Genomic DNA, 13372 nt, shown 5'->3' with positions numbered 1-13372 from the left:
AGGAAAGCACATGCACAAGGTCATTTTCGATACGGACCCCGGCGTTGACGATGCGATGGCGCTGCTCTTTCTGCACCGGCATCCTGAAGTCGACCTGATTGGCGTCACGACCGTTTTCGGCAATGTGTCGCTTGATCTGACCACTCGCAATGCGCAGTTTCTGCATCAGGAATGGGGAATTTCCGCGCCGATCGCCAGAGGCGCCGACAGGACGATCGATCCGCTGCGAAGCGACGATCGCGCCGCTTCCGTCGTGCACGGGCTCGACGGTCTTGGCAATATCGGCCTGCCGGACACGATCGACTGGCCGCTCGATCCGCGTCCCGCCTACCAGTTCATCATCGATACCGTCCGCGACAATCCGGGCGAAGTGACGCTGATCGCCGTCGGCCGCATGACAAACCTGGCGCTGGCGCTGCAGGCTGATCCGGATTTTGCCGGCCTCGTCAAGGAAGTCATCGTCATGGGCGGCGCCTTCGATGTGAACGGCAACGTCACGCCGGCAGCGGAAGCCAATATCCATGGCGATCCGGAAGCCGCCGACATCATCTTCACCACGCCCTGGAAGGTCACCATCGTCGGGCTCGATGTGACGCTGAAGACGATCATGACGGGGGAGTATCTTGCCGACATGGCCAAGTCGGGCGAAAAGGCGGTGCAATTGCTCTCCGACCTGTCGCAATATTACATCGAATTCTACAAGAGCCGGGTGGGCATCGCCGGCATGGCGGTGCATGACAGCACGGCCTGCGTCTATCTGGTGCGACCGGACCTCTTCATTCTCCGCAGCGGCGCGGTGAGGGTCGTCTGCGGCGGCATTGCCGACGGCGAAACGATCCAGGCCCCCGACAGCGGCCGCAAGTTCGTCGGCACGGCCTGGGACGGCCAGCCGAGCCAGTGGGTGTGCACCGACGTCCGATCGGGCGAGGTTCTCGAGGTGATCCGCACCGCGCTGGTCGAGAGCCGGGCCTCCGGTGCCTAGGCGATCGCTGTTTAGGCAACAGTTCCGGTGCAAATTTTCACGCGGGAACACGAGGCCATTGGCATTTGTGATCGATTTCCCTATGTGGAACCTTGATTTGGATATTCGACAAAGGACATGGGCGTGACAGCTACATTCGATAAAGTTGCCGACATCATCGCTGAGACCAGCGAAATCGATCGCGAGACGATCACGCCGGAAAGTCACACGATCGATGACCTGGGCATCGATAGCCTGGACTTCCTGGATATCGTGTTCGCCATCGACAAGGAATTCGGGATCAAGATTCCGCTGGAACAGTGGACCCAGGAAGTCAACGAGGGCAAGGTTTCGACCGAAGAGTACTTCGTCCTGAAGAACCTGTGTGCCAAGATCGACGAGCTGAAGGCGGCCAAGGGCTGATCGTCACCGATCATCCCGGGCCGGCAAACTCATGCTGCTCGAATATTTCCAGATGATCGACCGCGTCGAAGCGGTCGATCTTGGGGCCAAAGTGTTGAAGGCGCGGTCTGTCGTGCCTTCCAAAAGCCCTGTCTTCGAAGGCCATTTTCCCGGAATGCCGCTGGTGCCGGGCGTGCTCCTGATCGAGACCATGGCGCAGGCCTCCGGTTTCCTGGTGCTTGCCGCCACCGATTTCGCCGCGATGCCGTTCCTGATGTCGGTCGACGGCGCCAAGATGCGCGCCTTTGTGGAGCCCGACGCGGTTCTCGACATCGAGGCGTTTCTGGAGCATGAGGGATCCGGTTACGCGGTGACCAAGGCAAAGATCACGTGTAACGGCAAGAAGGTCTGCGACGCACAGCTCAAACTGCGCACCATGCCGTTCAGCGAAATCCCGCTGGCGCCGGTCATCCGCAAGCGTGCGGAAGAGGTCGGCCTGATGGATGCGATTGCCGCAAGCGCATAAAAACCCGCCCGTTCAGTCCGGTGGGTCAAAGAGGACATTATGAAGTCTGACAATGATGTCGTGATCACTGGTATCGGGATCGTCACCAGCCAGGGCGTGGGCAAGGAGCCGCATATCGCGCTCCTGTCGTCGCCGGAAGCGGGCGCCCCGAAAGTCGAGACCGATCGTTTCGCGCCGTATCCGGTGCATCCGATGCCCGAGATCGACTGGTCTGCGCAGATCGCCAAGCGTGGCGACCAGCGCCAGATGGAGAACTGGCAGCGGCTCGGCGTGTTTTCTGCAGGCCTTGCGCTCGACGACGCTGGCCTGAAGACGGATGCGGAAGCCTGCGCTTCCATGGACATGATCGTGGCCGCCGGCGGCGGCGAGCGCGACATCAAGGTCGATTCGCTGATCGTCGACGAAGCGCTGAAGCGCAACGACCGCGAAATGCTGCTCAACGAGAAGCTGACGACCGAGCTTCGCCCGACGCTGTTTCTGGCGCAGCTTTCCAACCTGGTCGCCGGCAATATCTCGATCGTCCACAAGGTCACCGGTTCGTCGCGCACCTTCATGGGCGAAGAGGCTGCCGGCATTTCCGCCGTCGAGACCGCCTTCCACCGTATCAAGGCGGGCCAATCCACCCACAGCCTGGTCGGCGGCGCCTTCGTCGCCGAACGCGCCGACATCATCCTTCTTGTCGAGGGTATTCGTGCGCATGCGACGGGTGGCTGGCATCCGCTCTGGTCGCGCTCGGCCGACAATGGCGGCGGCATGATCATGGGCACGGTCGGGGCCTTCCTGGTGCTCGAATCGCGCGCCCATGCACAAGCGCGCGGCGCCCATATCTACGCTGTCATCGATGCGATCGAGGGCGATCGTGGCAATCGTGACGAGGGGCGCCTCGAAAAGCGCCTCGCCCGTCTCGCCGGCCATGCGTCGGGCATTTCCAAGGCCGATACGATCGTGTTTTCGGGCGTGAGCGGCGTCGTCGATCTCGCGACGCGGGAGAAGGCGCTGCTGGAGACCGAATTCCCCGGCGCTGCGATCCGCGGATTTGGCGGCGTCACCGGCCACGGCATGGAAGCGCAGTTCCCCTTGGGTCTGGCGCTTGCGGCATTGACCTTGGATGGCGCGGCAAAAGTTCCCACATTCGATGCCCAGAACGAAAAGCCGATGACGGCGCCTGCGAAACACGCAGTGGTGACGACGGTCGGTTATACGCGCGGCGAGGGCCTTGCAGTCCTCTCGGCCGCGTAAAGGAGCTATGATGAGCGACAACCGCTTCAAGGATCATCTCGGCCGCCCGATCATCGCGATCACCGGCATGGGCGTCATCACCTCGCTCGGCCAGGGCCTTGCCGACAACTGGGCGGCGCTGACCTCCGGCACCTCCGGCATCCACAAGGTGACCCGCTTCCCGACCGAGGGCCTTTCCACCCGCATCGCTGGCACGGTGGATTTCATCGCCGTTCCGGCTGAAAACTCTGTCGAACGTTCCTTCGCCTTTGCCCGCGAGACGACGGTCGAAGCGCTTGCGCAGTCGGGTCTTTCAGGTGATTTCGACGGGCCGCTCTTTCTTGCAGCACCGCCGGTCGAGCCGGAATGGAGCGATCGTTTCGCGCTTGCCGACCGCGCTCCGCCGTCGAAGGTCGAAGGTGACGCCTATGACCGTTTCCTCGCCGCCATGCGCGAACGTCCGGACCCGGTCTTCCTCGAAGCCGTGCAGTTCGGCTCGATCTCCGAACGCCTTGCCGACAAGTTCGGCACCCGCGGACTGCCCGTGACCCTCTCGACGGCCTGCGCCTCTGGTGTCACCGCCATCCAGCTCGGCGTCGAAGCGATCCGTCAGGGCCGCACCGAGCGCTCGCTGGTGGTGGCGACCGACGGTTCGGTCAGCGCCGAAGCACTCATCCGCTTCTCGCTTCTGTCTGCTTTGTCCACCCAGAACGATCCGCCGGAAAAGGCGTCAAAGCCGTTCAGCAAGGATCGCGACGGTTTCGTCATCGCCGAAGGTGCGGCGACGCTGGTGCTCGAATCGCTCGAATCGGCAATCGCCCGCGGTGCGAAGGTGCTCGGCATCGTGAAGGGCTGCGGCGAAAAGGCCGACCATTTCCACCGCACCCGTTCCTCGCCTGACGGCGGCCCGGCGATTGCGACGATCCGCGCAGCGCTTGCTGATGCCGGCATGGACGAAAGCGGCATCGGCTATATCAACGCCCATGGCACCTCGACGCCGGAAAACGACAAGATGGAGTATGGCGCGATGCTCGCCGTCTTCGGCGATCGGTTGAAGGAAATTCCGGTTTCCTCCAACAAGTCGATGATTGGCCATACGCTGACTGCGGCCGGCGCTGTCGAAGCCGTCTTCTCCATCCAGACGATGCTGACCGGTACGCTGCCGCCGACCATCAACTACACCAACCCCGATCCGACGATCGTGCTCGATGTGGTGCCGAACAAGAAGCGGGATGGGCAGCCGAAGGCGGTGCTTTCCAACTCGTTCGGCTTCGGCGGACAGAACGCCAGCCTTGTCATGACGCTGGAACCAGCTTAGAGACCGTCGCCAATCACGTTTGACGAATTGGGACGCCTCCGGGCGAAGGAAGACCTATTATGCGCGCTCTGCAACTGATCGATGACCGGAAGCTCGAAGCGGTGGACATTCCCGAGCCGGAAGCCCCCGGGCCGGGCGAGGTGACGCTGCGGGTCAAAGCCGTCGCGCTCAACCATATCGACGTCTGGGGCTGGCGCGGCATGGCGTTCGCCAAGCGCAAGATGCCGCTGACGATCGGAGCGGAAGCCTCCGGCGTCGTCGAGGCGATCGGGCCGGGCGTTTCGAACGTCCTTCCGGGCCAGCTCGTGTCGATCTACGGCGCGCGCACCTGCGGCCTGTGTAAGCCCTGCCGCGAGAAGCGCGACAACCTCTGCGAACACGTTTCCGGCGTGCACGGTTTCCATCTTGACGGTTTTGCGCAGGAAAAGGCCAACCTTCCGGCCCGCCTGCTGGTGCCGGCGCCTCCGGGCGTCGATGCGGTTGCCGCAGCACTGGCGCCGGTCACCTTCGGGACTGTCGAGCACATGTTGTTCGACAATGCCAAGCTGCAGCCGGGCGAAACCATCCTGGTCCATGCCGGCGGCTCGGGCATCGGCTCGGCGGCGATCCAGCTCGCGAAAAAGATCGGTTGCACGGTGATCACCACGGTCGGCTCGGACGATAAGATCGAACGAGCCAAAGCGCTCGGCGCAGATCACGTCATCAACTACCGCGTTGATCGTTTCGAGGGCGTCGTGCGCAAGCTCACCAAGAAGAAGGGCGTCGACGTAGTCTTCGAACATGTCGGCAAGGATACCTGGGCCGGCTCGATGCTGTGCATGAAGCGCGGCGGCCGCCTCGTCACCTGCGGCTCCACGTCCGGCGTCTCGACCGACATGAACCTGATGATGCTCTTCCAGCAGCAGCTGAAGCTGTTCGGCTCGTTCGGCTGCCGCATGGAGAACATGGCCAATGCCATGCAGAAGATGGCTCAAGGCATCGTTCATCCGGTGATTGACACGGAAGTCACCTTCGCCGAGATCGACAAGGCGCTGGAGCGGATGGAAACCCGCCAGGTGTTCGGCAAGATCGTGCTCCGGATGGACTGAGGCGTCCCCCGTGAAGATGTTCCTTACCCGGATCGCTCTGGCGTTACTCCACTTCCAGCAATGGCTGGTGGCGCAGAGCGCGTTCGGGCTCCTGAATTTCCTGAAGATCTTTCCCGCGGATCCGGGCATCCGGTTCGCCGACCGGATGGCGCGGCGCATCGGGCCGAAGCTTGGCCGCCACAAGCTGATGCTCGTCAACCTGCGCAACGCCTATCCGGAAAAGACCGACGAGGAGCTTGAGGAGATCGCCATAGCGAGCTGGGGCCATATGGGCAGGCTCGCCGCCGAATACGTGTTCCTCGACCGGCTGTTCGATTTCGATCCCGAACAGGACAAGCCGGGGAGAGTGGAAGTCTCCGGCGTGCCGATCTTCGTCGATCTTCGCGATAATCCGCGGCCGTTCATCGTCTTCACGGCCCACACGGGTAATTTCGAACTGCTGCCGGTCGCCGGCAATGCCTTCGGCCTCGAAGTGACGGTGCTGTTCCGGCCGCCGAACAATCCTTATATCGCCGACAAGGTCTTCGCCTTCCGCAGTGCCCGCATGGGACAGCTGGTGCCATCGCATGCCGGCTCTTCGTTTGCTCTGGCGCGCAAGCTCGAAACGGGCGGCGGTGTCGGCGTTCTGGTGGATCAGAAATTCCGCAAGGGCCTCAAGACCAGCTTTTTCGGGCAGCCCGTCCAGACGAGCCCATTGCTTGCAAAGCTGGTTCGGCAATTCGATGCGGAAGTTTATCCGGCCCGCTGCATCCGGCTGCCGGGCAATCGCTTCCGGCTTGAGATCGAACCGAAGATCGAACTGCCGCGGGACGCGAACGGCAAACTCGATCTCCAGGCCACCGGTCAGTTGCTCAACGACAAGGTGGAAACCTGGGTTCGCGAATATCCCGAACAGTGGCTCTGGTACCACGACCGGTGGCATATCAAGCGCTATCTGTAGTCAGGTTTTGTGTTTCTCCGGGCCGCATTACTGCAATTTTTACTTTATGTGACCGGCTATAAATCGGGTCTGCTTTTGAGGAATAAATTAATCTGAATCGCATTGGATATTGGAGGCGCCGATCCTGAGGAACGATCGGCGATAATCTCCGGCACGAGGGGGAGGGCATTTTGGAAGCGTTGATCGATCTGTTCTGGTCAAAATATGCCGATCTACGGCAGGCCGTCGAACGCAATGACGATAGCGCAACCGCTTCGCTCGATCGTGAACTTGATCCGCTTCTGCTCGCGGTCTTTTCGAGCCAGAGCAAGGATCCAGCCAGCATCCAGGCGCAATTTCGCTTCGCGCTCGACCTCCTCAACGAGGAGGCCGATGACCGCGGCTGCGTCCGCCGCAACGGACATTTGCTGCAGATGCTTGTGGAACGCTACGTCGTTCCGGAGACCGGTCTGTCGGCCAATCGTCGTCCGGAGCCGGAATCGTTCGAGCACGGTGTGATCGCCGATGCGACGGCAGACGGTTTTCTCGACGATGCCCTGCTCAACCGGATTTCCGACCGTATCGTGGTGGTCGCGCCGGGCTATCGGATATTCTACTCCAACGAGACCAACGCACGCCGGCTTGATCTCGATCGCGACGCGCTGATCGGCCGGCATTTCGCGGAGTTCGTCGGCCTCCACCGTTTCAAGAACGAGTTCAAGCCGGGCCTCGACCGTTGCTTTGCGGGCGAGAGCATATCGCTGACCTATGCGGATCAGATCGACGGGCAGACGGTGGTGATTCGCTGCCGCATGTCGCCCTGTGTTTCGGGCTCGTCACAGCTGATCGGCGCGCTCCTGGTGATGCAGGAAACCGCCGACCGCCGCCGGCGCCCCGCTGCCTGACCTTTACTTGTCCGACCAGATGGCCAACTCGTAGCCTTCTGGATCAGCGAAATGGAATCGCCGTCCGCCCGGGAACGAGAAGATCGGCTTGACGATCCGGCCGCCGGCTTTTCCGACCCGCTCAAGGGCATTTTCCAGGTTTTCCGCGAAGAGAATGACGAGTGGGCCGCCTTTGGCTGTTACGTTCATCGACTTCGCAAAACCGCCCGTCAGCCTTCCGTCCTGGAATTCACAGTAATCCGGTCCATAATCCGTGAACGTCCAGCCGAAGGCCGAGCCATAGAAGGCCTTGGCGGCTTCGACATCCTTCACGGCGAACTCGATATAGTCGATCTTGCGATCCGCTCCCTTGGTTTCCATTGGACTCTCTTATTTGGTTTCTTCCAGCAGTTTTTTCAGCGCTCTGAGATCCTTCCGCACATGGGCGGCATCTGCCTCGAAAGCCGCGTCGTCAAGGTCCGGGCGCTGGAACAGCGTGAACATGACTTCCGCGCCATCGCCGTTCGGCACGACGCGCAGCGGGTTTTCGACGACAAGGCCGTTTTCCATCGTCACGGTGTGGTCGAGGATGCCGAATGGATTGTCGGGTGAGAACCGCACGCGCACCAGGCCGACCGGTCCGCCGTCGCCGATCCAGTCGTCGCCGTCGCGGGTCAACCCGGCGGCAAGGCCGGATGCCCAGAGCGGCATGTTTTCCGGACGGCTCGCGAAGGCGTAGACCTCCGTCCAGGTTTTTTCGATGCCGATATGGATGATGCGGGCGGGCAGGGTGGTCATGGTAGCCTCCTCAGTTTCCCCGCGGTCTATCCGAAGAGAAGCGGCGGTTCTTGAACAAAACGGACAATCAGGCGCAAAGCTGTCTGCGAATTTCCCAGGGCGTAAAGGTCGTCAGCTCCTTTACGTCGCGCGTCATATGCGCCTGATCAGCGTAACCGGCCTCAAGCGCGAGAATGGCGAGATTTCCCGATGCCGGCTGGCGGACCATGCGAAGAAGGCGCTGCAAACGGAGGATGCGCTCGAGAGTTTTCGGCCCATATCCGAAGTGATCGTGGCTCCGACGGCGCAACGTGCGCTCGCCGAGTGCCTCCGTCGCCGACGAGCCATGCAGCACCCCGCTGCCGAGCTCATCGAAGAGCGTTTTCATCGCGCTTTGGGGCTCGTTGGCCAGTGATGCCTCTCCCGCCGCCCAAGCCTCGAACAGCAGCCGCCTTTCGATAGCGCAGTTTGCTTCGGCAAGCCGCTCCTCCACCGTCTGGACATCGTCCCGGAGCTCGCGGAGCGGCACGGCTCGTCCAACCAGCTCGTGGAGCGGAACGTCGAGCCAGCGCAGGGCGGCACCCGCCCTGAAGCGCAGGCCGAGGATGGTTTCACCGGGGGCGAGGGCAGGGAAGGCAGCTGTGCGGTCGGGGCCAATCACCATCAATTGACCGCCAACCCAGATCAGGTCCGAGCAGCCGTCCGGCACGACGGCAATCTGACCCTCGAATTCCTGCGGTAGGCGGTGCGACCAGACACGGAAAAACAGCCTCGAAAGCGGCCCGTTCGTCGGCCGCTCTCGGTAAGTGCCGGCGCGCATAGCCAGTATCGGCGTATCTTTGGCCGTATTCATACTTCCTTGTGGCATCCGAATTTGGCAGCCGCAAGACGCCGTCCGCCGCGGAGAAACAGGTCGCTGGGTCGCCGCGACGAAGACAGAGTGTCATGGAAATTTAATCGTTTAGCGTCGCCATCGCCTTGCCGTTTCCCCATATGAATGCGACAACACCCTCGAATCTCAATATGGAGGCACATCCGTGGAACAGGCAGAAATCGGCCTTATCGGGCTCGGCGTCATGGGCTCTAACCTCTCGCTCAACATTGCCGAAAAAGGCAATAAGATCGCCGTCTTCAACCGATCTCCGGAAGCGACCCGCAAGTTCTACGCCGAGGCCGGCGAGCTGCAGGGCCAGCTTGTCCCCTGCGAGACGCTCGAGGAATTCGTCGCCTCCATCCGCCCGCCGCGGCCGATCATCATCATGATCAAGGCCGGCGATCCGGTCGATCAGCAGATGGAGCTTCTGAAGCCTTACCTTTCGGCCGGCGACATCATGATCGATGCCGGCAATGCGAATTTCCGCGACACGATGCGCCGCTTCGACAATCTGAAGGACAGCGGCCTGACCTTCATCGGCATGGGCGTTTCCGGCGGTGAAGAAGGTGCGCGCCACGGTCCGTCGATCATGGTCGGCGGTACCGAGGACAGCTGGAAGCGCGTCGAGAAGGTGCTGACCTCGATCTCCGCCAAGTTCAACAACGAGCCATGCGTTGCCTGGCTCGGTGAAAACGGCGCTGGCCATTTCGTCAAGACCATCCATAACGGCATCGAATATGCCGATATGCAGATGATCGCCGAAATCTACGGCATCCTGCGCGACGGCCTCGGCATGAGCGCCTCCGAAATCGGCGACGTGTTCGGCAAGTGGAACGAGGGTCGCCTCAATTCCTACCTGATCGAGATCAGCCAGACGGTCCTGAAAGCAGCCGATCCGATTACCGGCAAGCCGATGGTCGACGTCATCGTCGATGCCGCCGGCCAGAAGGGCACCGGCAAGTGGTCGGTTATCGAAGCCCAGAACATGGGCGTTGCCGCGACCGCCATCGAAGCTGCCGTCGCCGGCCGTGTCCTCTCGTCCCAGAGAACGGAACGCCTGGCTGCCGAAAAGATTTTTGGCCTCCCGAAGGTCGCGGAAGCGCCGAAGGATAAGGCCGCCTTCATCGCCGACCTCGAAAGCGCACTGCTCGCCGCCAAGATCGCCGCCTATGCGCAGGGCTTCGCCGTGATGTCGGCAGCGTCCGCCGAATATAACTGGAACCTGCCGATGCCGACGATCGCCAAGATCTGGCGCGCCGGCTGCATCATCCGCTCGGCCTTCCTCGACGAGATCACCTCGGCCTTCACCAAGGATCCGCATGTGCCGAACCTGATCGTCACGCCGGCCTTCGCGCAGATGGTCAAGGATACCGACGCCCCGCTGCGTCGCGTCGTTTCCTACGCCGCTCTCTCCGGCCTGCCGGTTCCGGCGCTCGCCTCGGCGCTCTCCTATTTCGACGCCTACCGTCGCGGCCGTGGCACGGCGAACCTCATCCAGGCGCAACGCGACTTCTTCGGGGCCCATGGCTTCGAACGCCTCGACGGCGTCGACAAGCATCATGGCCCGTGGGGCAGCGGACTTAGCGAATTTGCCTGATCATTGACCCACACAACGCAAAACGCCCGCCAATCCGGCGGGCGTTTTCGTTTCAGTCCTTTGGCGCCATCTTCGACCAGACGGGCTTTGCGACGCTCTGCAGCAGTTCCGGGCCGACGCCGTCGATGCGGGCCATCAGGGCCTTGGCCAGCTCGCGCCCAGCCTGACGGATATCCTCGCTGACCGTATAGATCTCCGGGCGAATCCAGTTGAGGAAGTCGGCCGACTGCTTTGATACCATGTCGACGTCGTGGCCTAGTTTCTTACCCGCAGCCTCGAGGCCGGCCACCAGTGCGATCGTCGCCGATCCGCTGATCGAGATGATGCCATCCGGCGGCTCGGCCGCGCGCATCATCCGTTCCGCATAGGCGCGGGTTTCTTCAAGCGGCGTCTCGCTGGTCAACCGGCCCATCGGCACTTCGGTAGCACCGAAATCGGCGAGCCCGCGTTCGAAGCCCACGCGGCTGTGGACGTAGAACGAGAAGCGGCTTCCCGGCGACAGGAACGCGATCCTCCGGCGGCCTTTTCCCACCAATTTCTGAACGGCCTTATAGGCATAAGCCTCGTTGTCGTAATCGTGATAGGGATGGACGATCCCCATGTCGGTGCGGCCGTGGGTGACGAAAGGCAGGTTCCGCTCCGTCATCAGCCGCACCCGCGCGTCGTCCGGCTCGATACGCGAGATGATCACCCCGTCCGCCGAGCCGGTGTCGAGGATATAGCGTACCGGCACCATCGGGTCCTTCTGGAAGGAATGCGGCGTCACCACGAGGTGATATTGCGTGCCGCCCAGCACTTCCGAAATGCCGTGCACCATCTGGCTGGTGAAGCCCATCAGCTCCTCGTCGATGCTGAGCACCAGGGCGATGACGTTGGTCTTGCCGGTTCTGAGGCGCACGCCGGCGCGGTTCGGCTGGTAGCCGAGCTGGTTGGCGACGAGGCGGACGCGCTCCTTGGTGTCGGCCCCGATATCCGGCGCATCCTTCAGCGCCCGCGAGACGGTGGTGATGCCGAGGCCCGTCATATAGGCGATCGTTTTCAAGGTAGGACGTTCACGGACCGCCGTCTGCGTTCCGCCCGTTCTTGGTCTTCCGCTGTCATCCATGATTTGCCGTCGCTGCCCCCGAGTCAGGTGGCCACTATAAAGGGCCGAAGCTTGCCCGGAAACGTCGCGACACCTCCCTGTCCTCCGATACGAACTTAATAACTGAAACGATACAGGTAAAATGTCGAGAGGAATTTTGCCGAGTGGAAAGCTCCCATTCCTCGGAGTTGCACAACGCAGATGCGAAATGATTTTTTGCGCCTGCGAAAATCAGACTTCCTGATATCGGCCATAAGTCGCCCGAATTCTGGTTTCTGAACCTTGTTTCGGACGAATGAACAAGCCGGAAAATCCTCCGAAATTCCTCTTTTGGTTGTATTTTCTCGACTGGCGAATTTTTTCGGACAAAACCGGTTGCGTCATATCGGCGATTGCCCTACGTTTTTACGGCAACGTTTCAGTGAGGGAGGAGACTCATGAATATTCGTTCTATGGCGGCTGTTCTTGCCGCAACCGTGATGCTGCCGCTTGGTGCGGCTCACGCCACCGATCTCGAAGTCACCCATTGGTGGACGTCCGGGGGCGAGGCTGCCGCTGTCGCGGAACTCGCCAAGGCTTTCAACGCAACCGGCAACAAATGGGTTGATGGCGCGATTGCAGGTTCCGGCGGTACCGCCCGTCCGATCATGATCAGCCGTATCACCGGCGGCGATCCGATGGCGGCCACCCAGTTCAACCACGGCCGCCAAGCCGAGGAACTGGTCCAGGCCGGCCTGATGCGCGACTTCACCGATCTCGCCAAGAAGGAAGGTTGGGACAAGATCGTCCGCCCTGCGGGCCTGCTGAAATCCTGCACTTTCGAAGGCAAGATCTATTGCGTGCCGCTCAACATCCATTCCTGGCAATGGCTGTGGCTTTCCAACGATGCCTTCAAGAAGGCTGGCGTTGCGGTTCCGAAGAACTGGGACGAATATGTCGCAGCGGCTCCGGCGCTTGAAAAGGCAGGCATCGTGCCGCTCGCAGTCGGCGGTCAGGCTTGGCAGTCGACCGGTCTGTTCAGCGTGCTGACGGTCGCGATCGGCGGCAAGGAGATCTACCAGAAGGTCTATGGCGACAAGGACGCAAAGGTCGCGGCCGGTCCGGAAATGGCCAAGGTCTTCAAGGCAGCCGACGATGCCCGGAAGATGTCGAAGGGCACCAACGTCCAGGACTGGAACCAGGCGACCAACATGGTGATCACCGGCAAAGCCGGGGGCCAGATCATGGGTGACTGGGCGCAGGGCGAATTCCAGCTTGCCGGCAAGAAGGCCGGCGTCGACTATACCTGCCTGCCTGGCCTCGGCGTGAACGAGGTCATCTCGACGGCGGGCGACGCCTTCTATTTCCCGGTCCTCAAGGACGCGGCGAAGACGAAGGCACAGGAAGCGCTTGCCTCGTCGCTTCTCGACGCCAAGACACAGGTTGCCTTCAACCTCAAGAAGGGCTCGCTGCCGGTGCGCGGCGACGTCGATCTTGCGGCCGCCAACGACTGCATGAAGAAGGGTCTCGAGATCCTCGCCAAGGGCAATGTCGTCACCAGCACCGACCAGCTCATCACGCAGGATACGCAGAAGCAGCTGGAAGACCTGATGTCGCAGTTCTTCGCCAACACGTCGATCACTGCCGAGGAGGCCCAGAAGCGCTTCGTCGCTATTTTCTCCAAGGCCGGTTGATCCAACAGACAGCGATCCAACAGCCGGCTCCGCGTCCGAAAGGGGCGGGGC

Annotated in this window: 14 protein-coding genes; 10 read left to right on the top strand and 4 right to left on the bottom strand. The window is 61.7% G+C overall.

Features of this window, described 5'->3' with window-relative positions; genetic code table 11:
- Window positions 1–10 precede the first annotated feature (10 nt).
- The 8 genes from RG540_RS09990 (at window position 11) to RG540_RS09955 (ending at window position 7337) form a co-directional block, all read left to right on the top strand.
- Complete coding sequence (locus RG540_RS09990; protein ID WP_038587283.1) at window positions 11–982, top strand: nucleoside hydrolase; 972 nt, start codon at window positions 11–13, stop codon at window positions 980–982.
- A gap of 117 nt (window positions 983–1099) precedes the next feature.
- Window positions 1100–1384 carry an acyl carrier protein gene (locus RG540_RS09985; protein ID WP_092662234.1) on the top strand — a complete coding sequence of 95 codons (285 nt, stop codon included), beginning with the start codon at window positions 1100–1102 and terminating at the stop codon, window positions 1382–1384.
- A gap of 31 nt (window positions 1385–1415) precedes the next feature.
- On the top strand, window positions 1416–1889 hold the full coding sequence (locus RG540_RS09980) for a 3-hydroxyacyl-ACP dehydratase FabZ family protein (RefSeq protein WP_037082199.1): 474 nt from the start codon (window positions 1416–1418) through the stop codon (window positions 1887–1889).
- A gap of 39 nt (window positions 1890–1928) precedes the next feature.
- Complete coding sequence (locus RG540_RS09975) at window positions 1929–3128, top strand: beta-ketoacyl-ACP synthase (RefSeq protein WP_038587281.1); 1200 nt, start codon at window positions 1929–1931, stop codon at window positions 3126–3128.
- A gap of 10 nt (window positions 3129–3138) precedes the next feature.
- Window positions 3139–4425: a beta-ketoacyl-ACP synthase gene (locus RG540_RS09970; RefSeq protein WP_038587279.1), complete on the top strand. Its 1287-nt coding sequence runs from the start codon at window positions 3139–3141 to the stop codon at window positions 4423–4425.
- Window positions 4426–4484: 59 nt separating this feature from the next.
- On the top strand, window positions 4485–5513 hold the full coding sequence (locus tag RG540_RS09965) for a zinc-binding dehydrogenase (protein ID WP_038587277.1): 1029 nt from the start codon (window positions 4485–4487) through the stop codon (window positions 5511–5513).
- A 10-nt stretch (window positions 5514–5523) separates the two neighbouring features.
- The gene (locus RG540_RS09960) at window positions 5524–6453 is read left to right on the top strand and encodes a lipid A biosynthesis lauroyl acyltransferase (RefSeq protein WP_038587275.1); all 930 of its coding nucleotides are present in this window, start codon (window positions 5524–5526) and stop codon (window positions 6451–6453) included.
- A 170-nt stretch (window positions 6454–6623) separates the two neighbouring features.
- Window positions 6624–7337 carry a PAS domain-containing protein gene (locus tag RG540_RS09955; RefSeq protein ID WP_038587273.1) on the top strand — a complete coding sequence of 238 codons (714 nt, stop codon included), beginning with the start codon at window positions 6624–6626 and terminating at the stop codon, window positions 7335–7337.
- Window positions 7338–7340: 3 nt separating this feature from the next.
- Here RG540_RS09955 and RG540_RS09950 read toward each other — a convergent pair whose 3' ends face one another.
- The 3 genes from RG540_RS09950 to RG540_RS09940 form a co-directional block, all read right to left on the bottom strand.
- On the bottom strand, window positions 7341–7697 hold the full coding sequence (locus RG540_RS09950) for a VOC family protein (RefSeq protein WP_038587270.1): 357 nt from the start codon (window positions 7695–7697) through the stop codon (window positions 7341–7343).
- A 9-nt stretch (window positions 7698–7706) separates the two neighbouring features.
- On the bottom strand, window positions 7707–8114 hold the full coding sequence (locus tag RG540_RS09945) for a polyketide cyclase (RefSeq protein WP_038587268.1): 408 nt from the start codon (window positions 8112–8114) through the stop codon (window positions 7707–7709).
- 67 nt (window positions 8115–8181) lie between these two features.
- Window positions 8182–8946: a helix-turn-helix domain-containing protein gene (locus tag RG540_RS09940; protein WP_051909321.1), complete on the bottom strand. Its 765-nt coding sequence runs from the start codon at window positions 8944–8946 to the stop codon at window positions 8182–8184.
- A gap of 184 nt (window positions 8947–9130) precedes the next feature.
- On the opposite strand from RG540_RS09940, the gene gndA reads away from it, so the two are divergent.
- Complete coding sequence (gndA, locus tag RG540_RS09935) at window positions 9131–10564, top strand: NADP-dependent phosphogluconate dehydrogenase (RefSeq protein WP_038587264.1); 1434 nt, start codon at window positions 9131–9133, stop codon at window positions 10562–10564.
- Window positions 10565–10616: 52 nt separating this feature from the next.
- On the opposite strand, the gene RG540_RS09930 is transcribed toward gndA, so the two are convergent.
- The gene (locus RG540_RS09930) at window positions 10617–11669 is read right to left on the bottom strand and encodes a LacI family transcriptional regulator (protein WP_038587262.1); all 1053 of its coding nucleotides are present in this window, start codon (window positions 11667–11669) and stop codon (window positions 10617–10619) included.
- Window positions 11670–12085: 416 nt separating this feature from the next.
- Between RG540_RS09930 and RG540_RS09925 the strand changes: the two genes are divergently transcribed.
- Window positions 12086–13321 (top strand): ABC transporter substrate-binding protein, encoded by a 1236-nt coding sequence (locus tag RG540_RS09925; RefSeq protein WP_038587260.1) that lies wholly within the window; start codon window positions 12086–12088, stop codon window positions 13319–13321.
- Window positions 13322–13372 lie beyond the last annotated feature (51 nt).

It is taken from the genome of Neorhizobium galegae bv. orientalis str. HAMBI 540, assembly GCF_000731315.1.
Classification (GTDB): domain Bacteria; phylum Pseudomonadota; class Alphaproteobacteria; order Rhizobiales; family Rhizobiaceae; genus Neorhizobium; species Neorhizobium galegae.
This window is presented reverse-complemented; position numbering and strand designations above follow the sequence as displayed.

What these genes read in the sequence shown, in the direction of transcription:
- RG540_RS09990 (WP_038587283.1), top strand. Translation starts at nt 11, where the DNA reads ATGCACAAGGTCATTTTCGATACGGACCCCGGCGTTGACGATGCGATG.
- RG540_RS09985 (WP_092662234.1), top strand. Translation starts at nt 1,100, where the DNA reads ATGGGCGTGACAGCTACATTCGATAAAGTTGCCGACATCATCGCTGAG.
- RG540_RS09980 (WP_037082199.1), top strand. Translation starts at nt 1,416, where the DNA reads ATGCTGCTCGAATATTTCCAGATGATCGACCGCGTCGAAGCGGTCGAT.
- RG540_RS09975 (WP_038587281.1), top strand. Translation starts at nt 1,929, where the DNA reads ATGAAGTCTGACAATGATGTCGTGATCACTGGTATCGGGATCGTCACC.
- RG540_RS09970 (WP_038587279.1), top strand. Translation starts at nt 3,139, where the DNA reads ATGAGCGACAACCGCTTCAAGGATCATCTCGGCCGCCCGATCATCGCG.
- RG540_RS09965 (WP_038587277.1), top strand. Translation starts at nt 4,485, where the DNA reads ATGCGCGCTCTGCAACTGATCGATGACCGGAAGCTCGAAGCGGTGGAC.
- RG540_RS09950 (WP_038587270.1), bottom strand. Translation starts at nt 7,697, where the DNA reads ATGGAAACCAAGGGAGCGGATCGCAAGATCGACTATATCGAGTTCGCC.
- RG540_RS09945 (WP_038587268.1), bottom strand. Translation starts at nt 8,114, where the DNA reads ATGACCACCCTGCCCGCCCGCATCATCCATATCGGCATCGAAAAAACC.
- RG540_RS09940 (WP_051909321.1), bottom strand. Translation starts at nt 8,946, where the DNA reads ATGAATACGGCCAAAGATACGCCGATACTGGCTATGCGCGCCGGCACT.
- RG540_RS09930 (WP_038587262.1), bottom strand. Translation starts at nt 11,669, where the DNA reads ATGGATGACAGCGGAAGACCAAGAACGGGCGGAACGCAGACGGCGGTC.
- RG540_RS09925 (WP_038587260.1), top strand. Translation starts at nt 12,086, where the DNA reads ATGAATATTCGTTCTATGGCGGCTGTTCTTGCCGCAACCGTGATGCTG.